This window comes from Streptomyces sp. NPDC031418, assembly GCF_055581605.1.
Genome location: NZ_JBVIJC010000037.1, coordinates 21,654 through 43,727 on the forward strand (window position 1 = coordinate 21,654; position 22,074 = coordinate 43,727).

Genomic DNA, 22,074 nt, shown 5'->3' on the forward strand with positions numbered 1-22,074 from the left:
CCGGGGCGCTGACGCGGGTATTGCGGAGGGCGCCGGTGCGCATGAAGCGGGCACTGCGGGGGGTGCCGGTGCGCACGAAGCGGGCACAGTGAAGGACGCCGAGGCGCCGCCCGGGGGCCGGGTGCACCGGCTTCCGGGATTTTCCGTGGGAGGGGGCAACGGTTCGGGCCGCTCATGGACTCCTTTGAATGTCTAGGAGGTGCCCATGGGGGACGGGAAGCAGACAGGGGCCGAGGAGTTCCAGAGCTTCATGGTCGGCCGCTGGCCGCGGCTGATGCGTACGGCATTTCTTCTCACGGGGGAGCAGCACGCGGCCGAGGATCTGGTGCAGTCGACGCTGGAGCGGGTCTTCGTGGCCTGGAGCCGGGTCGGCAGGGCCGACGAACCCGACGCGTACGTACGGCGCGTGATGATCAATCTGCATGCGCGCAAGCACCGCAGGAGGCTGAAGGAGTACCTGGCGCCGAAGGACGACTCGGGGCTGGTGCCCGAGGTGGCCGACACAGGGGACCGGATCGCGCAGGCCGACGACCGCAGGACCCTCCTCAAGGCGCTCGCCCAGCTGCCCGTGCGGCAGCGCGAGGCGGTGGTCCTGCGCTACTGGGAGGACCTGACCGAGAGTCAGGCGGCCGAGGCGATGGGCTGTTCGGTCGGCACGGTCAAGAGCAACGCGGCCAAGGGCATCGCGAAGCTGCGGGCCATACCGGGACTGGCGGAGACGGTGACCCACGGAGGGCGGAAGTGATGAGCGCGGAGAACAACGACATGAGCCGGACCGACATCTCCTTCCTTCTCGCGGACGCCGCGGACGAGGTCGAGATCGGCATAGCCCCCGTCCAGGCGGTCATCCGGGGCGGCCGCCGCCGCAGGGCGCGCCGCTGGGCGGTGGCCGCGGCCACCGCCCTGGTGCTGGCGGGTTCCACGGGGGCGACGCTGGCCGTGACGGGGCTGCCCGGCGGCGGCCACACCGGCACTCAGTCGGACGTGGCCACCGCGCCGCCCGCCCCGCAGGACCCCCGGCATGTGTACACCCCGCAGCTCACCGAGCTGGCGCGGGGCACGGACCACGGCAAGAGGTGGCGTGTCGTGCTCTCCGTGTGGGGACCGCCGCGGGACCACACCGAGGTGACCGGTCAGCTGGCCGCGATGCGGAAGTACGGCATCGACGAGGGCGCGCTGCCCGACCGCCTGCACCTGATCGGCAAGACCTCGCACTACGCGGGCCTGTACTACGGCGGCAACCACCTCAGGGTGATCATGTTCGACTCGGCCGTGAAGTGGGCGTCCATGACCGCCACGGACTCCATGTCGGCGGCGCTGCCGCTGGCCGAGGGGAACTCCGACGGCCCGGAGCGGCTCGTGGTGGGCGAGGTCTCCACCACCGCCCCGCAGGTCAAGTGCGTCTGGAAGGACGGCACCAGCACCCTGACCCGGCCGGTGCGGGCGGCCGGTTCCCCGGTGAACTGGTTCGTGTGCACAGCCCCGGAGGGGACCAGTTATGCGAACGCGGAGGTGTTCGAGTGATCTGACGCGCCGGTGCAGGGCCGGCGCGCCGCGCATCGAGCCGCGGTCCGGTCGAAGACTCTTCCTCGGCAGCTGCACGTCCTGGACCGACGACGTCAGCTGGGCGGTCAGCTCCCCGTGGGCCCCGCAGGCACGCCGAGGGCCGCCAACTCACCGGAGTTGACGGGGAGTTCGGCGGTCACCGTGAAGCCGCCGCGCGGCGACGGGCCGGCCGTGAGCGAGCCGCCCGCCGCCGCCAGGCGCTCGGTCAGCCCCTTCAGGCCCGTGCCGCCGATGCCCGGCTCGGGCCGGGACGCGGGCGCACCGCCGCCGTTGTCGGTGACGGTGAGCCGCACCAGCTCGGTGGTGCCCTCGACGGTGATCTCGCACCGGGTGGCGTCGCTGTGCCGCACCACGTTGGTCACCGCCTCGCGCACCACCCAGCCGAGCAGCGCCTCGGTCTGCGGCGCGAGCGGCGTCCCCGACTGCTGCACCACCGGCACCACGCTCGCCGCGGACAGCGCCGACCGGGCCCGGGTCAGCTCGGTGGCGAGGCTGCCCTCGCGGTAGCCGGTCACCGCCTCGCGGATCTCGGTGAGCGCCTGCCGCCCCACCGACTCGATGTCCGTGATCTGCGCCAGCGCCGCGCCCATGTCGCGCGGGGCCAGCCGGCGGGCCGCCTCCGACTTCACCACGATCACCGACAGGGTGTGCCCGAGCAGGTCGTGCAGATCCCGGGAGAACCGCAGCCGCTCCTGCTCCACCGCCTGCCGGGCCAGCTCCTCCCGGGCGGCGCGCAGCTCCCGCACGGCCTCGGACAGACCGAGGATGGCGGCGGTCACCATGGTGGAGAGGAAGGTGGCGTAGCCGATGCCGGACGCGTCCCCCCAGTCGCCGCGGACGGAGGAGACGGCGCCCGCGTACCCCGACAGCAGCAGGCCCGTACGGCCCAGCCACGGACCGCGCAGGGCGGCGCCCGCCGCGAGCCCCAGCAGCGGGAGGAAGACCAGCCAGTCGCCGCCGTAGCCGAGCGCCAGGCCCGTCGCCACCAGGCCCATCAGCGCCAGCGCCACCCGGGTGGGGACCGCCTCCCGCCGGTCCCGTTCGAAGGAGCGGAAGGCGACGTAGACGTACATGCAGTCGAAGGCGACCAGGCCCAGGGCGCCCCACCACGGGTTCGGGGTCTCGCCGCGGAGCAGGTCCGAGAGGGATCCCGTCCCCATCAGCAGCCAGGGCAGCAGGGCGAAGCCGGTGGGTGGCGGGCCCGGGTGGTCGACGTCCGGGGTCCTGCCCTCCTTCCGGGCGGCCCGCTGCGCGGCCTTGAAGCGCTCGTGTTCGGCCTGCCATCTCAGCCGCTCGGCGTGCAGGTCCTGAAGGCGGCACCGGATTCTCCGTGCGCGCGTCGTCATGTCCGTGTTCCCCGTTTCCCCCGAAAGAAGTGCATGGTCGCAAACAGCGTACGAAGAGAACCCGGTGTCTGACGCCACGTCAGGAGGCTTCACAACTGCGGAGCGCTCGGCTATACAGGGGGCCGCCGGACTGGAACGCGTTCTAGATCCCGCCCGTGGACGACCTCGGTGCGGCCGACGGTGCGGACGTCCGCGCCGAGGTCTCGAAGACCCGTCAGGAGCCCCATGCCCATCGACGCCGCCAAGGCCCTCGCCGCCGAACCCCGCTCCGGCGAGATCACCTGGACCGCCAAGGACGTCCAGCTCTACCACCTCGGCATCGGCGCGGCCGCCAACCCCGACCGGCCCCACCCCGCCACCGACCCCGACGAACTGCGCTACACCCTGGAGTCCCGGCTGCACGTCCTGCCGAGCTTCGCCACCGTCGCGGGCGCCGGATCCCCCGGCGTGATCAGCGGGCTGTCCATGCCGGGCATCGACGTCGACCTCGCCCGGGTGCTGCACGGCGGCCAGTCGCTCACGGTCCACCGGCCCCTCCCGGTGCGCGGCACCGCCACCGCCACCTCCCGCATCGCCGCCGTGTACGACAAGGGCAAGGCGGCCCTCCTCGTCCTGCGCACCGACGTCGCCGACACCGACGGCCCGCTGTGGACGGCCGACGCCCAGATCTTCGTACGCGGCGAGGGCGGCTGGGGCGGCGACCGCGGCCCCGGCGCCCGCCCCGATGCGCCCACGGGCGAGCCGGACCGGACCGTCGAGCGGCCCGTGCGCGAGGACCAGGCCCTGCTCTACCGCCTCTGCGGCGACTACAACCCCCTGCACGCCGACCCCGAGTTCGCCCGGCGCGCCGGTTTCGACCGGCCCATCCTGCACGGCCTGTGCACCTACGGCATCACCCTCAAGGCGGTCGTGGACACGCTGCTCGGCGGCGACGTCGCCCGGGTGCGCTCCTACACCACCCGGTTCGCCGGGGCGGTGTACCCGGGCGAGACCCTGCGCATCCGCATGTGGCAGGGCGAGGGCACGGTGCGGGTGGCCGTCGGCGCGGCGGACCGGGACGACGCGCCGGTCCTCACGGACACGGTCGTCGAGCACTCCTGACACCCGCGACCGACACCCGCGACCGGCACCCGCGACCGGCACCCGCGACCGGCACCCGCGACCGGCACCCGCGACCGGCACCCGCGACCGGCACCCGCGACCGGCACCCGCGACGCCGTACCACCCGCAGCACCCGTACCGCCGCCCTACCGCCCGAGCGAGGGGAGCCGCACCATGCGCGCAGCCGTACTGCACGAGATCGGCCAGGAGAAGCTGGAGGTCCGCGAGGACGTCGAGGCGGTGGGCTTCGGCCCCGGCCGGGTCCGGGTCCGGGTGCGGGCCACCGGGCTGTGCCACTCCGACCTGTCCGCGATGAGCGGGGTGCTGCCCCAGCCGGCGCCCTTCGTGCCCGGCCACGAGGGCGCGGGCGAGATCCTCGAGGCCGGGGAGGGCGTGGCGCACCTGAAGCCCGGCGACCGGGTCGTGCTGTGCTGGCTGCCCGCCTGCGGTGCCTGCCCCGCCTGCCGGCGCGGCCAGACCCAGCTGTGCCTGGCCGGGTTCCTGAACGCGGGCGCCCCCAACTTCCGGCGCCCCGGCGGTGACGTCTTCGGCTTCGCGGGCACCGGCACCTTCGCCGAGGAGGTCGTGGTCGACGCCCGGTGCGCCGTCCCGATCCCCGAGGACGTGCCCTACGACATCGCCGCGCTGATCGGCTGCGGGGTCACCACCGGTCTCGGCGCCGCCCTCAACACGGCTGAGGTGGCGGCCGGTTCGTCGGTCGCGGTGATCGGCTGCGGCGGCGTCGGCATCTCGGCCGTCCAGGGGGCCCGGCTGAAGGGCGCCGCCGAGATCGTCGCCGTGGACCCGGTCGCCGCCCGGCGCGAGGCGGCCCTCGGCTTCGGGGCCACCAGGGCCGTGGCACCGGACGAACTGCCCGACGCCAGGCAGCAGATCACCGGCGGCGAGGGCTTCGACTACGTCTTCGAGGTCGTCGGCAGGTCCGCCACCGCCCGCACCGCCTACGAGAACACCCGGCGCGGCGGCACCCTGGTCGTGGTCGGGGCCGGCGCCCTGGACGACTTCCTCCAGCTCAACATGTTCGAGCTGTTCTTCGACGAGAAGCGCATCCTGCCCTCCCTGTACGGCGGCGGGGACGTGCTGCGCTCCTACGCACGCACCATCGCCCTGTGGCGGGCCGGGCGGATCGACCTCGCCGGCCTGATCACCCACCGGGTGCGCCTGGCGGAGATCAACGAGGCACTGGACCAGATGCGTACCGGGACGGCCCTGCGTACGTGCATCGAGATCTGAGGACGCGGCCCATGTCACTGCCCATGTCACAGCCGCTCGCCGGACTGTCGGCGATCGTCACCGGCGCCGGACGCGGGCTCGGCCGCGCCGAGGCCCTGGAACTCGCCCGGCTCGGCGCGGCCGTCGTCGTCAACGACTACGGCCGACCCGGCAGGGACGGGGCGGGCGAAGCCTCGGCGGGACCGGCCGAGGAGGTCGTCGCCGAGATCCGCGCGGCCGGCGGCACGGCCGTCGCGCACACCGGGGACGTCTCCGACCACCGGCAGGCCGAAGCGCTCGTGCGGTCGGCGATCGAGGAGTATGGCAAGCTCGACATCCTCGTCAACAACGCCGGCATCCTGCGCGACCGCATGGTCTTCTCCATGACCGAGGACGAGTGGGACTCGGTGCTGCGGGTCCATCTCAAGGGCCACTTCAACACCACCCGGTTCGCCGCCGCGCACTGGCGGGAGCGGTCCAAGGCGGCCGGGGGAGAGAAGGTGCACGGGCGGATCGTGAACACCTCCTCGGAGGCGTTCCTCGTCGGATCCGCCGGACAGCCCAACTACGCGGCCGCGAAGGGCGGCATCGTCGGCCTCACCACCTCCACCGCGCTCGCCCTCGCCCGGTACGGCGTCACGGCCAACGCCATCTGCCCGCGCGCCCGGACCCGGATGACCGAGGACGTCTTCGCGGGGTTCACCCGGCCCGAGGAGGGCCTCGACCCGCTGGCCCCCGAGCATGTCGCCCCGCTCGTCGGCTATCTGGCCTCGCCCGCCGCCGCCCGGATCAACGGCCAGCTGCTCGTCGTCCACGGCGGCATGGTCGCGGTCATGGAACGGCCCCGGGTGCGGACCAAGTTCGACAGCAAGCAGGAGGCGTTCACCTACGACGAACTCGACGCGCTGCTCACCCCGCACTACGCGGACCGCCCGGCCGGGGAGACCTTCGCGGCGACCGAGGTACTGGGGCTCAAGCGGGGCTGAACAGAAGAGGGGCCTTCCGTCCGGTGACGGAAGGCCCCCCTCATCTCCACTGCCGTCAGGCGGCTGCCTCGGCCTTCTCCTGGACCGGCTTGCGGTGCCGGCCGTGCGGCGCCGCATCCGTCTCCTGGACCGCGATCGGGCCGCGGTGCCGGCCGTGGCCGGCGTCCTTCTGCGAGTCGGCGGACAGCTGCCCCGTCGTGCTGGTGTCGCTCATCGGAAGAATTCACCCCGTCAACATCATCTTTCGTACAGCCGGGCGAGTGTAACCGGCACACCACGGGCCGAATCCAGGCGCACACGCCAACCGGCACTACTTCGTTACAAGACGTCCCAGGGGCGCTTGCTGCAACGGCACCGGACGGGCCATCACCGGTTCCACCACGCGTTCCACCAGGCGTTCTTGCACGCATCCCGCGGTGGTCTCCGCCGCCGGCTCCGGACGCTCGGGTTCCACCGGCGCCACGGGCGCCACCGGCCCCGCCGCCTCCACCGGCTCCGCCCCGGGCACCGTCAGCTCCGCCACCGCGCACGCGGTCTCCTGGGTGGAGTACGGCAGCCGCAGCACCCCCGCCGGCGTCCACAGCCCGGCTCCCGGCAGCCAGCCCGCCGGTGCCGCGAGATGCCGTACCCGCCGCTCGGCCGGCCGCCAGACGCCCACCCAGGTGCCGAACGGACCGTCGATGCGCAGGGCCACCGCGCAGCCCTCCGGCGTCAGCACCTGCCCCGGCTGGATCGCGAACGGCGTCACCGCGCACTCCGGCATCCGCAGACACTCCGGGAAGCGCACCGGCAGGGTGCTGCCGAGCACCCCCCAGCCCAGCCGCTGCCGCCCGGGCGAGGCCGCGTCGGAGGAGATCAGCAGCAGCCCGCTGTCCAGGTCGGCCAGCAGCAGCCGGTCGTCGCTGTCCTCCGCGATCTGCAACAGCGGCGAGACCTCCGCGCGCTCCAGATCCACCACGACCGTCTTGGTACGACCGCCCAGCTCCCGGTCGAGCGCCAGCAGCCGGCCGCCGCCGTCCAGCCAGACCCCGCCCGAGCAGCGCCCCGGCACCTCGGCGAGCCGCTCCGGACCGAACGCGCCACCCGCCACCAGCCACACCACGCTGGAGCGCGGCCCGACGGCGAGCGCGTACGCCCGCACCCCGTCCGGCGCCGGCGGCAGCAGCCGGAGCCGGATGCCGGGCCCCGGGCAGTCGACCGCGCCCAGCGGCAGCTCGCCGGTGCCGGGCCCGGTCGGGTAGAGCAGCGCGAAGTCGTGCCGCTGCCCGGCCACCAGCCGGTGGATCAGCACCCGGCCGTCGCCCATGGGCTGCACCTCGGTGCCGGGCTCCTCCGGCTGGTGGCCGGGGAGCGGCACCGCGTACGGCTCCGGGCCGTCCAGCGTCCAGCGCTCCGGGAACCAGCAGTCGCCGTCCCGGGCGAGCCGGGCGGCGTACGCGCCGTCCGCCGTGAGGGTGCAGCCGGTCTCCGCGCCGTCCGGGGCGCGGCCCGCCGCGCCGGGTGCCGACGGGGAGTCCTCCGCGCCGGTCGCCGGGGAGTCCTCCGTGCCCGTCGGCGAGGGGTCCTCGGCACCGGTCGACTGGGGTTCGATCGCACAGGCCGTCATCGTTCGGTCACCTCCGGCGACGAAGCTAGTTTTCGCACGCACGGGCGTGGGACCGGCCGTCGTCCGCTTCACACATACGGGTGGTGCAGAAGCGATTCCTCTGAGGAAACCGGGGCTTCTGTGCAGAGCGGGGCCCATCCGCACGGATGGGTACAGCCCCGCAGAACGGCCAGGTAGCCTTTCCTACGTGCCCCGTCTGTCTGAAGTCATCGCCGCGCTGGAGAACCTGTGGCCCCCCGAGCGGGCCGAGTCCTGGGACGCGGTCGGCACGGTCGTGGGCGATCCCGACCAGGAGATCAGCCGGGTCCTGTTCGCCGTCGACCCCGTCCAGGAGATCGTGGACGAGGCGGTGAAGCTCGGCGCCGACCTGCTGGTCACCCACCATCCGCTCTATCTGCGCGGGACGACCACGGTCGCGGCGGGCCACTTCAAGGGCCGCGTGGTGCACACGCTGATCAAGAACGACATCGCGCTGCACGTCGCCCACACCAACGCCGACACGGCGGACCCGGGCGTCTCGGACGCCCTCGCCGGCGCGCTCGACCTGCGCGTCGTACGGCCCCTGGTCCCGGACCCCTCCGACCCGGCAGGCTGCCGGGGCCTCGGCCGGGTCTGCGAACTCGACCACCCGCTCACCGTGCGCGAGCTGGCCGCCCGGGCCGCCGAGCGGCTGCCCGCCACCGCCCAGGGCATCCGGGTGGCCGGCGACCCCGAGGCCGTCGTCCGCACGGTCGCGGTCAGCGGCGGCTCCGGCGACAGCCTCTTCGAGCAGGTCCGCGCGGCCGGCGTCGACGCCTTCCTCACCGCCGACCTGCGCCACCACCCGGCGTCCGAAGCGGTCGCCCAGAGCCCCCTCGCGCTGCTCGACGCGGCGCACTGGGCCACCGAGTGGCCCTGGTGCGAGCTGGCCGCGAGCCAGCTCGACGAGATCTCCGACCGCCACGGCTGGGACCTGCGCGTCCACGTCTCCAAGACGGTCACCGACCCCTGGACCGCCCACGCGGCGTCCACCACCACCGCTAGCCCCAAGGGAGCCCCCAACTGAACGCCGCGCCCGCCGACCAGATCCGACTCCTCGACGTCCAGGACCTCGACGTCCGCCTTCAGCAGCTCGCGCACAAGCGCAGGTCGCTGCCGGAGCACGCCGAGATCGAGTCGCTGACCAAGGACCTCACGCAGCTGCGCGACCTGCTGGTCGCCGCGCAGACCGAGGAGAGCGACTGCGCCCGCGAGCAGACGAAGGCGGAGCAGGACGTGGACCAGGTGCGCCAGCGCGCCGCCCGCGACCAGCAGCGGCTGGACTCCGGCGCGGTCACCTCGCCGAAGGACCTGTCCAGCCTCCAGCACGAGATCGCCTCGCTCGCCAAGCGCCAGGGCGACCTCGAGGACGTCGTCCTGGAGGTCATGGAGCGCCGCGAGGCCGCGCAGGAGCGGGTGCGGGAGCTGACCGAGCGGGTCGCGTCGGCGCAGTCGAAGATCGACGAGGCGGCCGCCCGCCGCGACGCCGCCTTCGAGCAGATCGACGGCGAGGTCGCCTCGGTCACCAAGGAGCGCGAGGTCGTCGCGGCCTCCGTCCCCGCCGACCTCATGGGTCTGTACGACAAGCTGCGCGCGCAGCAGGGCGGTATCGGCGCGGCCAAGCTGTACGCCCGCACCTGCCAGGGCTGCCGGCAGGAGCTGGCGATCACCGAGCTGAACGAGATCCGCGCGGCCGCGCCGAACACCGTGGTGCGCTGCGAGAACTGCCGCCGGATCCTGGTGCGCACGGCCGAGTCGGGGCTGTAGAGCCGGTAAGGGGCTGAAGGGGTGCGGGAGTTCATCGTCGAGGCCGACGGCGGGTCACGGGGCAACCCAGGGCCCGCCGGCTACGGGGCCGTGGTGCGCGACGCGGCGACGGGCCAGACCCTGGCCGAGGCCGCGGAGTACCTCGGTGTCGCCACCAACAACGTGGCCGAGTACCGGGGCCTGGTGGCCGGCCTGCGCGCCGCCCGCACCCTGGACCCGACGGCACGGGTCCATGTCCGCATGGACTCCAAGCTGGTCGTCGAGCAGATGTCGGGCCGCTGGAAGATCAAGCACCCGGACCTGAAGCCGCTGGCCACCGAGGCACGGTCCCTCTTCCCCGCCGACCGGGTCAGCTACGAGTGGATCCCCCGCGCCGAGAACAAGCACGCCGACCGGCTGGCGAACGAGGCGATGGACGCGGGCGCGAGGGGCGAGCAGTGGACGCCGTCCGGCTCGACGGCAGACCTCGCCGAGCGGCGTCCCGCCTCTGCCGCCACCTCCGCTCCCGCCGAGCAGTCTGCTGCCCCGGCCGCCACCCCCGCCCTCGGCGAGCCGGGTCGCACCCCGGCCGTCACCCCTGCTTCCGGTGAGCAGTCTGCTGCCTGGGCCGCGACCCCTGCCCTCGGCGAGCAGTCTGCTGCCCCGGCCGCCACCCCCGCCCTCGGCGAGCCGGGTCGCACCCCGGCCGCCACCCCGGCCCCCGCCGAGCAGCTTCCCGCCCCGGCCGCCACCCCCGCTCCCGGCTGGAGCAGTGCGCCCGACCTCGGGGCCCCCGCCACCCTCGTCCTCCTCCGGCACGGTGAGACCCCGCTGACCCCGCAGAAGCGTTTCTCGGGCAGTGGCGGTACCGACCCCTCCCTCTCCGCCGCCGGCCGCGAACAGGCCCACCGGGTCGCCGAGGCCCTGGCCCGCCGCGGCACCGTCCAGGCCGTCATCGCCTCCCCCCTCGCCCGTACCCGCGAGACCGCCGGGGTGGTCGCCGCGCGCCTCGGCCTGGAGGTCGCCGTGGACGAGGGCCTGCGCGAGACGGACTTCGGCGCCTGGGAGGGCCTCACCTTCGGCGAGGTCCGCGAGCGCTACCCGGACGACCTGAACGCCTGGCTCGCCGACCCGGAGGCCCACCCCACCGGCGGCGGCGAGAGCTTCGCCGAGACGGCCACCCGGATCGCGGCCGCCCGGGACAAGCTGGTCGCGGCGCACGCGGGCCGCACGGTGCTGCTGGTCACGCACGTCACCCCGATCAAGACCCTCGTCCGGCTCGCCCTCGGCGCCCCGCCCGAGGCGCTGTTCCGCATGGAGCTGTCGGCGGCCTCCCTCTCGGCGGTGGCGTACTACGCGGACGGCAACGCGAGCGTCCGGCTGTTCAACGACACCTCTCACCTGCGCTGAGCGCCGAGCCCCGCCGCGGCCCGGGCCAGCGCCTCCACCCGGGTCCAGTCCCCGGTGGCCACCGCGTCCGCCGGGGCGAGCCAACTGCCGCCCACGCAACCGACGTTGGGCAGGGACAGATACTCCGGCGCGTCGGCCGGGCCGATGCCGCCCGTCGGACAGAAGCGGGCCTGCGGCAACGGGCCGGCGAGGGACCGCAGATACGCCGTACCCCCGGCCGCCCGCGCCGGGAAGAACTTCATCTCCCGCACCCCGCGCTCCAGCAGCGCCACGACCTCCGAGGCGGTCGACACCCCGGGCAGGAACGGCACCCCGGACGCCTGCATCGCCGCCAGCAGCGCATCCGTCCAGCCGGGGCTCACCAGGAACCGCGCCCCGGCCGCCGCGCACGCGGAGACCTGCTCCGGGGTGAGTACGGTCCCGGCCCCGACCACCGCCTCCGGCACCTCGGCGCCGATCGCGCGGATCGCGTCGAGCGCCGCCGGGGTCCGCAGGGTCACCTCGATCGCGCGCAGCCCGCCGGCCACCAGCGCCCGCGCCAGCGGTACGGCGGTCGCGGCGTCCGGCACGGCCAGCACGGGGACGACGGGCGCGAGGTCCAGCACGGAGTCCGGGACGGTCATGCGCTCATCGTGCCGACGTGCTTCACCCTGCGCAAAGGGCGTTGCGCAGAGCGCAATGGCAGGGTCAGTGGACCTCGTCCACCAGCACGTCCAGCGACCACGGCCTGCCCGCCCGGCCCGGTGCCTCCGCCTCCACCACGTATCCCAGGCCGCGCAGCGCGTCCACCAGCCCGGCCGGGTCCTCCGGCGCGGCCCCGGCCGTCAGCAGGCTCCGTACGATCCGGCCCTTCGTCGCCTTGTTGAAGTGGCTGACGACCTTCCGGGTCGGCGCGTGCAGCACCCGTACCGTCGCCGTACGCCCCGCGACCTCGCCCTTCGGCTTCCACGCGGCCGTGTAGGCGGAGGAGCGCAGGTCCAGCACCAGTCCGTCGCCGGCCGCGGCGGGCAGCACCTCGGCCATCGGGGTCCGCCAGTGCGCCGCCAGCGCCCCGAGACCCGGCAGCTTCACCCCCATCGAGCAGCGGTAGGACGGGATCCGGTCGGTCACCCGCACGGCGCCCCACAGCCCCGAGAAGACGAGCAGCCACTCGGCCGCGCGCCGCAGGGCGGCCGCGTCCAGCGTGGCCAGGCCGAGGGCGTCGTAGAGCACACCGGTGTAGATCTCCCCGGCGGGACGGGCCCCGGCCGTGCGCAGCCCGGCGTTCTTCGCGACCTCGCCGCGCAGCCCCTCGCTCAGCCCTAGCACCTCGCGCGCCTTCTCCTCGTCGGCGGCACACAGCTCGACCAGCTCGCCCAGCACGGCCTCCCGCGCATCGGTCAGCCCCGGCAGGGCCAGCGACGAGAGCTCCAGCGGGACGCCCTCGCCCGAGTTCGCCTTGCCTTCCGACGGCGGCAGCAGGACCAGCACCACGTACTCCTTCAGATAGACCTCCGCGCCAGCGTACGGCGTGCCGCCCCCCGGCCCCCGGCCTAGGCTCGGGGCATGACCCGCCGCATGATCCGGGTGACCGGCGCGCCCGAGGCCCCGCTGCGGGCCGCCCTCGCCGCGCTGCGCACCGAACTCGGCGTGCCGTCCGACTTCCCGTCCGAGGTCCGCGAGGAGGCCGAGCGCGCCGCGAAGAACCCCGCCCCGCTGCCGTACGACGTGACGGACGTCCCCTTCTTCACCGTCGACCCGCCCGGCGCCACCGACCTCGACCAGGCGATGCACCTGTCCCGGCAGGGCGCCGGCTACCGGGTCCGGTACGCCATCGCCGACGTCGCCGCCTTCGTCGTACCCGGCGGGCCGCTGGACGCCGAGGCGCACCGCCGGGTGAACACTCTCTACTTCCCCGACGAGGAGATCCCCCTGCACCCGGCCGTCGTCGGCGAGGGCGCGGCCAGCCTGCTGCCGGACCAGGTCAGGCCGGCCGTGCTGTGGACCCTCGACCTGGACGCCGAGGGCCGGACCGGCGCGGTCGACGTGCGCCGGGCGCTGGTCCGCAGCCGCGCCCGGCTCGACTACGCGGGCGTCCAGCGGGCCATCGACGCAGGGACGGCGGAGGAGCCGGTCGCCCTGCTCAGGGAGATCGGCGAGGCCCGGGAACGGCTGGAGGTGGCGCGCGGCGGCATCTCGCTCAACGTGCCCGAACAGGAGATCGCCGAGCAGGACCACAGCTACCTCCTGCGCTACCGCGCCCCCCTGCCCGCCGAGGCCTGGAACGCCCAGCTCTCGCTGCTCACCGGCATGGCCGCCGCCGAGCTGATGCTCACCCACGGCACCGGCATCCTGCGCACCCTCCCGGCCGCCCCGGACGGCGCGGTGGCCCGGCTCCGCCGTACCGCCGTCGCCCTGCACATCGACTGGCCGCACCATGTGTCGTACGCGGCCCTGATCCGCTCCCTCAACCCGCACGCCCCGCACCACGCGGCCTTCCTCCAGGAGTGCACGACCCTGCTGCGGGGCGCCGGCTACACCGTCTTCCGGGACGGCGCCCTGCCCGCGATCACCACGCACGCCGCCGTCGCCGCCCCGTACACCCACTGCACGGCCCCGCTGCGTCGGCTCGCCGACCGCTACGCCGCCGAGATCTGCCTGGCCGCCGGCGCCGGCCGGCCCGCGCCCGACTGGGTGCTCGCCGCGCTGGACGCGCTGCCCGGGCGGATGGCCGAGGGGGCGCGCCGCGCGGGCACGGTCGAGCGGGAGTGCGTCGACCTCGTGGAGGCGGCCCTGCTCCGGGACCGGGTCGGGGAGGTGTTCGAGGGCTTGGTGGTGGACGTGGAGGAGGCCCACCCCACGGCCGGGACCGTGCAGCTGGCGGCCCCCGCCGTCGTCGGCCGGGTCGAGGGCGGACGGCTGCCGCTCGGCGAGCGCCTGCGCGTCCGGCTCGTCCGGGCCGACCCGGGCACGGCGAAGGTGCTGTTCACGCCCGTGTGAGCGCCTGGACCAGGGCACCGGGGTCGTCGGCGTGCAGCCGCACCACACGCACGTCCCGGCGCCGCCCGAGGAACGACAGATGGCGCACCGGCTCGGCCAGCTCCAGCGTCACCGACGTCTGCGACCCGACGGCGAGGTCGAGCGCGTCGTCGTCCGGCCGGTGGGTGGTCCGCGTCTCACGGCGTACGGCGGTGATCGCGGCCAGCGGGATCCGCAGGTCGACATGGACGCCGTACCGCACCCGCAGCGCCTCCCCGGTCAGCACGTGCGGGCGGACCGCACAGGCCGCGTACACCCCGGCCACGAGCAGCACGGTGTAGACGTCCAGCACCAGCACGACGTCGTGCGCGGCGGGCCAGTCGCGCAGCATCACCGCGACGCCGACCGCCTCGACGACGCACACGAAGGCGAGCCCCGCCATCGTCGCACCCTGCCCGCGCGCGTACCCGAAGGCCCGCCCGGCGGCGGTGCCCTGGGTGCGCCGGGCCAGCCACAGCACCAGGCTCGCGTAGAGCCGCATCTCGTGCCCGCACAGCCGCCGCAGTGTCGTCATCTCGCCTCCCTGGTAAGGGAGTTCATCGTACGGGCGGTCACCGCGGGGGCGCCGGGCCGGAGTGGCCCCCGGCCGCGCGGCCCCCGGCATGGAAGCAGGACGGCCCCGCAGGCGTTGCACCCTTCGCACGCGGTACGGCAACGGGGGGCGGGGCACGATGGTGGAGAAGGCGTTGTGGACACGGGCGCGGCTGGGCCGGTGCGGGCCCCCGCTGGACCTGCTGACCGCCAGTTTCCGTCGCCATGTCTACGCCCCGCACTCCCATGACGAGTACACCGTCGGGGTGTGCGTCGGCGGCTCCGAGGTGATCGACTACCGGGGCGGCCACATCCGCACCGGGCCCGGCACGATCGTGGTCCTGGAGCCGGACGAGACACACACCGGCGGCCCGGGGAACGCCGGCGAGGGCTACGCGTACCGGGCCCTGTACGCCGACCCGTCGCTGCTGTCCGACGGCACCCTCGGCGGCCTCCCGCACTTCCGCGAACCGCTCGTGCACGACCCCGAACTGGTCGCCGCCCTCCGCCTCGCCCACACGGACCTGAGCATCTGCCCCGACCCGCTGGAGGCCGAGTCCCGCCTGCCCTGGCTGCTGACGGCCCTGGCCCAGCGCCACTCCACGGCCCGGCCGGTCCTGGACCGCGTCCCCGGCGCGGCCGGCCTGGCCCGCACCGTCCGCGACCGGCTGGCCGACGAACTCACCGACCCGCCCTCCCTCGCCCTGCTCGCCGCCGACCTGGGCGTCTCCCGCTACCAGCTGCTGCGCGCCTTCCGTACGACGATGGGGATACCCCCCTACGCCTGGCTGGCCCAGTACCGGGTGAACCGGGCCCGCGGGCTGCTGGCTGCGGGCCTGCGCCCGGCCGAGGTGGCGGGGCTGGTGGGCTTCGCCGACCAGGCGCATCTGACCCGCTGGTTCCGCCGGGTGCTCGGGGCGACCCCGGCGGCGTACCGCAACAGCGTTCAAGACGCGGGGTGAGGTGGCGGCCGAAACTCGTCCCATGACTGCACGTGGCTGGTTTCTGTTCTCCCTGATGGGAGTGGTCTGGGGCATCCCCTATCTGATGATCAAGGTGGCGGTGGACGCGGTGTCCCCGCCCGTGGTGGTGTTCACGCGCTGCGCCCTCGGCGCGGTCCTGCTGCTGCCCTTCGCCCTCCGCCAGGGCGGGCTCGCCGGCACCGTCCGCACCCACTGGCGCCCCCTGCTGGCCTTCGCGGTCCTGGAGATCATGGGCCCCTGGTTCACCCTCACCGACGCGGAGCGGCACCTGTCCAGCTCCACGGCCGGCCTGCTGATCGCGGGCGTACCGATCGTCGGTGTGCTGCTGGGCCGGTTCTTCGGCGAGGCGGAGCGCCTGGGAACCCGGCGGCTCACCGGCCTGGCCCTGGGCCTCGCGGGCGTGACGGTCCTGACCGTCCCGCACCTGACCGGGGGCGACACGCTCTCCCTGGCCGAGGTGCTGCTGACGGTCCTGGGCTACGCGACCGCCCCCCTGATAGCCGCGCGCAGTCTGAAGAACGTCCCGTCCCTGCATCTGACGGCCGCCTGCCTGACCCTGGCGGCCCTGGTCTACGCCCCCGCCGCGGTCCTCACCCGGCCCTCCTCCCTGCCCTCGCCGTCCGTCCTGGCGGCGCTGGCCGGCCTGGGCGTGATCTGCACGGCGGTGGCCTTCGTCGCCTTCCTGGAACTGATCAAGGAGGCGGGCCCGAGCCGGGCGACGGTCATCACCTATGTGAACCCGGCGGTGGCGGTGGCGGCGGGTGCCCTGCTGCTGCACGAGCCGCTGACCCTCACCGTGCTGGCCGCGTTCGCCCTGATCCTGGCGGGCTCGGTCCTCGCGACGGCCGCCGGTCCGCGCCGCGGCTCCCGCCCGGTACCATGGTCGGCACGGCAGACGAGCCGGGCGGGCGGCCGCGTGGAGTCCCCCTAGGGGGCTTCCCGAGGAACGTCCGGGCTCCACAGGGCAGGGTGGTGGCTAACGGCCACCCGGGGTGACCCGCGGGACAGTGCCACAGAAAGCAGACCGCCGGGGACCTCGGTCCTCGGTAAGGGTGAAACGGTGGTGTAAGAGACCACCAGTGCCCAGGGTGACCTGGGCAGCTAGGTAAACCCCACCCGGAGCAAGGTCAAGAGGAGACACCCCGGTGTCTCTGCGCGGACGATCGAGGGCTGCCCGCCCGAGTCCGCGGGTAGACCGCACGAGGCCGACGGCAACGTCGGTCCTAGATGGATGGCCGTCGCTCCAGGGCCCGCGAGGACCCTGGAGAACAGAACCCGGCGTACAGCCCGACTCGTCTGCCCCTCAAGGCTTCCGACCAGCGAGAACGCAGGTCAGGGGCTCTCTTTCGCGTATTGCCGGGCCTCGCTGGAACCCGGTCCGCACCGGTTCGAACGGAACCGCGCGGCTGCGTACGGAGCCATGATCACATGAGGGGTGCGCCGTCGCGGAGGTACAGCGGCCGTCCCGCGTCCAGTGCCTTCAGGGCGTGCTCGAACCGGCGCAGGATGCGGTCCCGGAGGCGATCGGTGGCTTCGGTGGTCGTGACGAAGGCGGCTTCGGACAGCTCGTCGTCTCGTGGCCGTAGCCGGTCGGCCTGCTCCTCGTCCAGGGTGCCGCCGTCGAAGATGAACGCGAGCTGATCATCCCAGGGGCCGTGCGGGGCCACCCAGTCCACCACCAGCAGTCCGAGCAACGTGACGCGTAGGCCGAGTTCCTCCATCAGCTCGCGGCGCACGGTGTCCTCCGGCGGCTCGTTGGCCTCTGCCATCCCGCCGGGCAGATCCCAGCCCGGTTTGTACGTGGGATTCACCAGGAGCACACGGCCGGACGGGTCCCGCAGCAGCACATCGGCCGCCACGCGCTTGCGGGCCTGCTTGGCGTTGCCCTCCGCGAGGTACGCGTTCCACGCGTCGGTGTCGGCGGGATCGGGTGCTGTGGGCCTCATGCGGTGGTGCCTCCCGGGGACGGCGGGATCAGATCGGCCAGCAGAAGCATTCTGGCGCGGCGTGCATCATCGAACCGCGCCAGGTACTCCCGGACCGACCGGTACCCCCGGTGCGGCTCCAGCAGCCGTCGTAGCCCGTCGAGCTGCTGCACCACCCGGACCGATCCGAGGGTCGGGCTCGTACCGAGCAGGTCGTGGCCGACGCTCACCGCGGAGTCCAGGTCACTCCGGCGCACGTGGATGTCCACCAGGCTGATCCGGCTGAGAGCCAGCGACCGCGCCCGCCCCGCCTCGCGCAGCGCAACGGCTTGTTCGGCGTGCGACAGCGCCTCGTCGTACTGCTCCAGGTCACGCATGATCAGGGCTGACTCGCTGGCCAGCGCGGCGGCGTCGAACGGGCTCAGCCAGGGGTGATCAGCAGTGGGTGAGGCCTCCAGGTCACGGTGCGCGGCCTCCAGCGCGTGGGCGGCCGGGGTGCGCTGAGCCGCGACCGCCAGCGCACGCGCTTGCATGGTGTGCAGCCGTGCCGTCAGCGCGGGAATCCGAGGCCCTTGTCTGGCCAGGTCGAGCCCGGTCCGCGCCCAGCCGACAGCCCCGGCCGCGTCCCCGGTCTCAAGGGCGAGGTGGCTGCTGCTCGCTGCGACGTGTGCGGCCAACGGGAGGTCACCAGAGGTGCGGGCCAGATGCAGAGCGCGGGCGAAGTGCTGGGCCGCGCGGTCGTCATGACCGGAGTCGTGAGCCATCCAGCCCGCCATCTCGGTCAACGCGGCTGCGGCGGCGAACACCTGAGGACCGCTGCTGATGTCGACCAGCCGGGGCGCCACCCGGTCCGACAGGTGCCGGACGACAGCACCGTACAACCTGCCGCCGCCGGTCTGCCGGTCAGCGCTGCGGAAATGATCCATCGCCACCAGGTCGTCACCGTTCGGCGGCGGCTGGTCCATCCGCTCGTGCTCGGCGGTCGCCGGCGCCGGCTCCCACGAGCGTCGAGCCAGCCCCAGGAGATGGCCGGGGATGTGGAAGGCGTCGGCGATCTGCTCGAACAGGGTCAGCTTCTCCACCCGGCTCTTGCCGTTCATGTAGTCGTACAACCGCCCCTGCGTGATGTCGACGGCCGCAGCGATGCGCCGCGTACTGACCCCGCGCGCATTGACCATCCGGAACACCGCGCCCATGTCCCGCTCGGCGCACGCATGGAGCAGGCGCTCATCCCCGAGCAGACCGGCGACGACCGCACGCGGGTCCGGTGACAGACGGTCCATCTGCAACTCCCCAGAGTGGCGAATGGAGTCGATGCTAAGGCCAACGCAGCTCGCCTGACTCCGTGTTGGAGTCACCTTCTGGAGTCTCCCGATCCCGTTCTTCACGCGTTGACTGGCTGTCAGCTGCCGGGAGACGCACCCGTGAACGCACCTCGGCGCGGCCCCGTCCCCAGGCTTCTCCCCGAGGCACGCGGGCGGGGCTTCCCTCCAGCCGCCCAGACCAAGGCGTGACGACGACCATGACCAACGAGCGAGTGAGTCCAGGGCAGTACCCGCGCCAGAGCGCCACCCTCGCGAGCGAGGCCGCCAGTGTTCCAGTGGCGCGTCGGATAGTCCGGGAGGCGTGCGCGGAGTGGGGCATGGACCAGGACGCCGCAGAGACCGGCACGATCCTGATCTCCGAAATCGTCACCAATGCAGTCCGCCACGGTCACTCTCACAGCTTTCGGGTGATCGCCGAGCAGCCGCGCCCCGGCCGGCTCCGCGTAGCCGTGGTCGACACGTCCCGCCGCATGCCCGAGCTGCGCATCGTTGGTCCGGACGCCACCGGGGGCCGTGGCCTCCTCCTGGTCGACGCCCTCTCCGACCGCTGGGGAACCGATCTCCTTCCCTGGGGCAAGCGCGTCTGGGCTGAGATCGCGATCAAGGTCGGCGACCAATGACCGGCCGACACCGCATGCTGCAAGCCGACGGGGTAACCGCCGGCACCGTGCTCCTGGGAGCTGTCGCCGTCGGGCTCGGGCTGGTGGTGTCCATGGTCTTGGACGAAGTCCACACGGAGTCTGCCCCGACTGCCTACTCCGTTCCCGACAAGGGGCCGCACCCAGCACCTCTCGCCACATCAGACCGCCCGCACAGCCCGTCCTGAAAGCCCGGGCGGCGACCGCTGCCTGTTGGATTACCTGAGAGAAGAGGAAACTCATGCAACAGCCCTTGGCGTCACTGGCCCAGGTCAAGCCCTGGGGACTCGGACGCATGCGGCCCTACCCGACTGCGGCCGTCCTTCCCGCCGCCCGGCCCGTCCTCGACCCGCACACGCAGGTCCCCGCGTGGGTCGGCCCCGACGGCGCACCGCTGACGGCGGAGGCCAAGCACAAGCGGTCGGAGACGTCGCAGGAGACGAGCACGAAGACCAGCCTGGACGGCACCCCGGACCAGGGCAGCGACCAGAACGGGGACTCTGACTGATGGCTGTGGGTGGGCCGCCCGTCCTCGTCGTCACGCGCCTGGACGACGCGACTGCGGATGAAGTGATCACCGAACTGAACCGGCGTCGCGTGCCTGTGGTCCGCCTGGACCCCGGCGACTTCCCCCGCGAGGTGACCCTGTCCGGCACCTTCGCCGGAATCGGGACCGGCGGCACTCTCGCCACCGCGTCCCGGAGCGTCGACCTGGGGAACGTCCGCTCGGTGTACTGGCGGCGGCCCACCCCCTACACCGCCGACCTCGCCATGGATGAGCAGACCGGCCGATGGGCCGTCGAGGAAGCCCGCTACGGGCTCGGCGGCATTCTCGCCGCTCTCCCCGGGGCGCACTACCTGAACCACCCATGGCGCAACCGGGACGCCGAGTACAAGCCGGCACAACTGGCCACGGCCGCCGCCTGCGGCTTCACTGTGCCACCCACGCTCATCACCAACGACCCCGACCGCGCCCGCACCTTCGTCGCCGAACACGGGCCGGTCCTCTACAAGCCGCTCAGGGAAACCGAGTACGCCGATGACACCGGCCGCGCGCTGACCGTGTGGATCGAGGACGTCACCCCATGCCAGATCGACAGCCGTCTACGGCACACGGCACACCTGTTTCAGCATCGCGTCAGCAAGTCCGCCGACATCCGCCTCACCGCCGTCGGCGACCACCTCACCGCCGTCCGTATCGACGGCTCACCTGGCGTGGACTGGCGACGCCATTACGACCGGCTCACCTACAGCCCCCTGCCCGTTCCCCCGGTCATCGTCAGAGGAGTGCGCGCCTACCTCGACGCTTTCGGACTCAGCTTCGGCGCCTTTGACTTCGGTCTCGACCGTGACGGCGTCTGGCACTGGTACGAGTGCAACCCCAACGGTCAGTGGGCCTGGTTCCCCGACCACATCACTGCTCCCATCAAGCACGCCATCGCCGACCGCCTACACCATGGAGCCCCTGCATGACCGACCCCGCAGATCTGCGTCGCCAACTTGCCGCCGCTGTCCCGGTGGGCGACCCGGCGTGGCGCACAGCCCTCGAAACGGTGCCCCGCGAGCTCTTCGTGAGCGACGGCCTGTTCCAGTTCGACGGCCGCCGGTGGACCCCCGTGCACCGCGACCGGACCGATCCCGGCGAGTGGCTGGGGCTCGTCTACCAGGACACCACCTGGGTCACCCAGGTCGAAGGCACCACCGCCGTCGACGCCACCGGGCCCGTCACCGGCCGCCCCACCTCGTCCAGCACGCTGCCCTCCCTGATCGTGCGCATGCTCGACGTCGCCGGGATCAGCGAGGGTCACAAGGTGCTGGAGATCGGCACCGGCACCGGCTATTCCACCGCCATCCTGTGCAGCCGCCTCGGCGACAACAACGTGTACTCCATCGAGTACGACCCGGGCCTGGCCGTCGCGGCGGCCGACCACATCCACGCTGCCGGATATCACCCCACCCTGATCACCGGCGACGGCCTCGCCGGGCACAAGGACGACGCCGAATACGACCACATCGTGGCCACCTGCGCCGTCCGCCACATCCCACCGGCCTGGCTGTCCCAAGTACGCGCCGGTGGAACCATCACCACCACCATCAGCGGATGGATGCTCGCCTCCGGACTCGTCCGCCTCACCGTCCAGGACGACGGCACCGCCACCGGCCGCTTCCACCCCGACCGGATCAGCTACATGCTCGCCCGCCCCCACGAACGCCCACCCCGACCCACCTTCCAGCAGCATCCCGGCCGCACCCGCCGCACTCGGGTGAACCCTGCACTCCTGGAAGACTGGACCGGGCAGTTCCTCGCCCAGCTCGCCGCACCGTCGGCCGAACTCATGACCACCGGCACGGGCGTGATCCTCGTGGACGTCGCCACCGGGTCACAGGCGTGGACCGAACCGGCCGGAGGCGGCTGGACCGTGCACCAGCACGGCCCTCTTCGCCTCTGGGATCAGGTGGAAGACGCTCTCACTGTCTGGCAGGACGCGGGCTCACCCCCGCACACGGACCTCGGCCTGACCGTGGACTCGGACGGTACCCAACGCGTGTGGCTCGGAACACCCGATGGCCGCTCTTGGAACCTGCCGGTCTGACCTGCCGATGGCAAGCCTTGTATACCGCAAGGAAAATGAATTATTGGCCTG

22 protein-coding genes, 1 other RNA gene and 1 pseudogene are annotated in these 22,074 nt (G+C 73.4%); 16 read left to right on the forward strand and 8 right to left on the reverse strand.

Going from position 1 to position 22,074, the window contains the following annotated elements; translation table 11 throughout:
• Positions 1–205 precede the first annotated feature (205 nt).
• On the forward strand, positions 206–745 hold the full coding sequence (locus ACZ5CZ_RS36985; protein ID WP_385845189.1) for a SigE family RNA polymerase sigma factor: 540 nt from the start codon (positions 206–208) through the stop codon (positions 743–745).
• Positions 745–1,524 (forward strand): hypothetical protein, encoded by a 780-nt coding sequence (locus tag ACZ5CZ_RS36990; protein WP_468949148.1) that lies wholly within the window; start codon positions 745–747, stop codon positions 1,522–1,524. The genes ACZ5CZ_RS36985 and ACZ5CZ_RS36990 overlap by 1 nt, the downstream gene beginning before the upstream one ends.
• A gap of 107 nt (positions 1,525–1,631) precedes the next feature.
• On the opposite strand, the gene ACZ5CZ_RS36995 is transcribed toward ACZ5CZ_RS36990, so the two are convergent.
• Entirely contained in the window at positions 1,632–2,912 is a 1,281-nt protein-coding gene (locus ACZ5CZ_RS36995; RefSeq protein WP_468949150.1) for a sensor histidine kinase, read from the reverse strand.
• A gap of 225 nt (positions 2,913–3,137) precedes the next feature.
• Between ACZ5CZ_RS36995 and ACZ5CZ_RS37000 the strand changes: the two genes are divergently transcribed.
• The 3 genes from ACZ5CZ_RS37000 (at position 3,138) to ACZ5CZ_RS37010 (ending at position 6,229) form a co-directional block, all read left to right on the forward strand.
• Complete coding sequence (locus tag ACZ5CZ_RS37000; RefSeq protein WP_468949152.1) at positions 3,138–4,013, forward strand: MaoC/PaaZ C-terminal domain-containing protein; 876 nt, start codon at positions 3,138–3,140, stop codon at positions 4,011–4,013.
• A 174-nt stretch (positions 4,014–4,187) separates the two neighbouring features.
• Positions 4,188–5,264 (forward strand): Zn-dependent alcohol dehydrogenase, encoded by a 1,077-nt coding sequence (locus tag ACZ5CZ_RS37005; RefSeq protein WP_468949154.1) that lies wholly within the window; start codon positions 4,188–4,190, stop codon positions 5,262–5,264.
• A gap of 23 nt (positions 5,265–5,287) precedes the next feature.
• The gene (locus tag ACZ5CZ_RS37010) at positions 5,288–6,229 is read left to right on the forward strand and encodes a 3-oxoacyl-ACP reductase (RefSeq protein WP_468949225.1); all 942 of its coding nucleotides are present in this window, start codon (positions 5,288–5,290) and stop codon (positions 6,227–6,229) included.
• Positions 6,230–6,284: 55 nt separating this feature from the next.
• Here ACZ5CZ_RS37010 and ACZ5CZ_RS37015 read toward each other — a convergent pair whose 3' ends face one another.
• Both ACZ5CZ_RS37015 and ACZ5CZ_RS37020 read right to left on the reverse strand, forming a co-directional pair.
• Entirely contained in the window at positions 6,285–6,443 is a 159-nt protein-coding gene (locus ACZ5CZ_RS37015) for a hypothetical protein (RefSeq protein WP_385845184.1), read from the reverse strand.
• Positions 6,444–6,539: 96 nt separating this feature from the next.
• The gene (locus tag ACZ5CZ_RS37020) at positions 6,540–7,835 is read right to left on the reverse strand and encodes a hypothetical protein (protein ID WP_468949156.1); all 1,296 of its coding nucleotides are present in this window, start codon (positions 7,833–7,835) and stop codon (positions 6,540–6,542) included.
• A gap of 187 nt (positions 7,836–8,022) precedes the next feature.
• On the opposite strand from ACZ5CZ_RS37020, the gene ACZ5CZ_RS37025 reads away from it, so the two are divergent.
• From ACZ5CZ_RS37025 to ACZ5CZ_RS37035, 3 genes are read left to right on the forward strand one after another with little or no spacing between them, the layout of a single operon-like run.
• Positions 8,023–8,880 (forward strand): Nif3-like dinuclear metal center hexameric protein, encoded by an 858-nt coding sequence (locus ACZ5CZ_RS37025; RefSeq protein ID WP_385845182.1) that lies wholly within the window; start codon positions 8,023–8,025, stop codon positions 8,878–8,880.
• Positions 8,877–9,620: a zinc ribbon domain-containing protein gene (locus ACZ5CZ_RS37030; RefSeq protein WP_385845287.1), complete on the forward strand. Its 744-nt coding sequence runs from the start codon at positions 8,877–8,879 to the stop codon at positions 9,618–9,620. Before ACZ5CZ_RS37025 ends, ACZ5CZ_RS37030 begins: the two co-directional genes overlap by 4 nt.
• Positions 9,621–9,641: 21 nt before the next feature.
• The gene (locus ACZ5CZ_RS37035) at positions 9,642–11,009 is read left to right on the forward strand and encodes a bifunctional RNase H/acid phosphatase (protein WP_468949159.1); all 1,368 of its coding nucleotides are present in this window, start codon (positions 9,642–9,644) and stop codon (positions 11,007–11,009) included.
• Here ACZ5CZ_RS37035 and eda read toward each other — a convergent pair.
• Together eda and yaaA are read right to left on the reverse strand one after the other, a co-directional pair.
• Positions 10,997–11,632 carry a bifunctional 4-hydroxy-2-oxoglutarate aldolase/2-dehydro-3-deoxy-phosphogluconate aldolase gene (gene eda, locus ACZ5CZ_RS37040; RefSeq protein WP_385845180.1) on the reverse strand — a complete coding sequence of 212 codons (636 nt, stop codon included), beginning with the start codon at positions 11,630–11,632 and terminating at the stop codon, positions 10,997–10,999. The genes ACZ5CZ_RS37035 and eda overlap by 13 nt on opposite strands.
• A 64-nt stretch (positions 11,633–11,696) precedes the next feature.
• Positions 11,697–12,479, reverse strand: coding sequence for a peroxide stress protein YaaA (yaaA, locus tag ACZ5CZ_RS37045; RefSeq protein ID WP_468949228.1), 783 nt, complete (start codon positions 12,477–12,479; stop codon positions 11,697–11,699).
• A 75-nt stretch (positions 12,480–12,554) separates the two neighbouring features.
• Between yaaA and ACZ5CZ_RS37050 the strand changes: the two genes are divergently transcribed.
• Positions 12,555–13,988, forward strand: coding sequence for an RNB domain-containing ribonuclease (locus ACZ5CZ_RS37050; protein ID WP_468949161.1), 1,434 nt, complete (start codon positions 12,555–12,557; stop codon positions 13,986–13,988).
• On the opposite strand, the gene ACZ5CZ_RS37055 is transcribed toward ACZ5CZ_RS37050, so the two are convergent.
• Positions 13,975–14,541, reverse strand: coding sequence for a hypothetical protein (locus ACZ5CZ_RS37055; RefSeq protein ID WP_385845178.1), 567 nt, complete (start codon positions 14,539–14,541; stop codon positions 13,975–13,977). The two genes, ACZ5CZ_RS37050 and ACZ5CZ_RS37055, sit on opposite strands and share 14 nt — an antisense overlap.
• 157 nt (positions 14,542–14,698) lie before the next feature.
• Here ACZ5CZ_RS37055 and ACZ5CZ_RS37060 point away from each other — a divergent pair, with 157 nt between their 5' ends.
• From ACZ5CZ_RS37060 to rnpB, 3 genes and pseudogenes are all read left to right on the forward strand, one after another.
• Entirely contained in the window at positions 14,699–15,520 is an 822-nt protein-coding gene (locus tag ACZ5CZ_RS37060; RefSeq protein WP_468949164.1) for a helix-turn-helix domain-containing protein, read from the forward strand.
• Between the two features lie 85 nt (positions 15,521–15,605).
• Positions 15,606–16,322, forward strand: a pseudogene (locus ACZ5CZ_RS37065) (DMT family transporter); the annotation flags it as partial.
• 115 nt (positions 16,323–16,437) lie between these two features.
• Positions 16,438–16,840: RNase P RNA component class A (gene rnpB, locus ACZ5CZ_RS37070), an RNA gene on the forward strand.
• 125 nt (positions 16,841–16,965) lie between these two features.
• Here the strand turns inward: rnpB and ACZ5CZ_RS37075 are convergent.
• Both ACZ5CZ_RS37075 and ACZ5CZ_RS37080 read right to left on the reverse strand, forming a co-directional pair.
• The gene (locus ACZ5CZ_RS37075; protein WP_468949165.1) at positions 16,966–17,487 is read right to left on the reverse strand and encodes an NUDIX domain-containing protein; all 522 of its coding nucleotides are present in this window, start codon (positions 17,485–17,487) and stop codon (positions 16,966–16,968) included.
• Positions 17,484–18,749 carry an XRE family transcriptional regulator gene (locus tag ACZ5CZ_RS37080; RefSeq protein ID WP_468949167.1) on the reverse strand — a complete coding sequence of 422 codons (1,266 nt, stop codon included), beginning with the start codon at positions 18,747–18,749 and terminating at the stop codon, positions 17,484–17,486. Before ACZ5CZ_RS37080 ends, ACZ5CZ_RS37075 begins: the two co-directional genes overlap by 4 nt.
• Positions 18,750–18,988: 239 nt before the next feature.
• Here ACZ5CZ_RS37080 and ACZ5CZ_RS37085 point away from each other — a divergent pair, with 239 nt between their 5' ends.
• The 4 genes from ACZ5CZ_RS37085 to tgmC all read left to right on the forward strand — a co-directional run bounded on the left by ACZ5CZ_RS37085 (position 18,989) and on the right by tgmC (position 22,023).
• Positions 18,989–19,411: an ATP-binding protein gene (locus tag ACZ5CZ_RS37085; protein ID WP_468949169.1), complete on the forward strand. Its 423-nt coding sequence runs from the start codon at positions 18,989–18,991 to the stop codon at positions 19,409–19,411.
• 259 nt (positions 19,412–19,670) lie between these two features.
• Positions 19,671–19,937, forward strand: a complete 267-nt coding sequence (gene tgmA / locus ACZ5CZ_RS37090) for a putative ATP-grasp-modified RiPP (RefSeq protein WP_468949170.1) — start codon at positions 19,671–19,673, stop codon at positions 19,935–19,937.
• Positions 19,937–20,902, forward strand: a complete 966-nt coding sequence (gene tgmB / locus ACZ5CZ_RS37095; protein ID WP_468949172.1) for an ATP-grasp ribosomal peptide maturase — start codon at positions 19,937–19,939, stop codon at positions 20,900–20,902. The genes tgmA and tgmB overlap by 1 nt, the downstream gene beginning before the upstream one ends.
• Positions 20,899–22,023: an ATP-grasp peptide maturase system methyltransferase gene (gene tgmC, locus ACZ5CZ_RS37100; protein ID WP_468949174.1), complete on the forward strand. Its 1,125-nt coding sequence runs from the start codon at positions 20,899–20,901 to the stop codon at positions 22,021–22,023. The genes tgmB and tgmC overlap by 4 nt, the downstream gene beginning before the upstream one ends.
• The last annotated feature ends 51 nt before the right edge of the window (positions 22,024–22,074 follow it).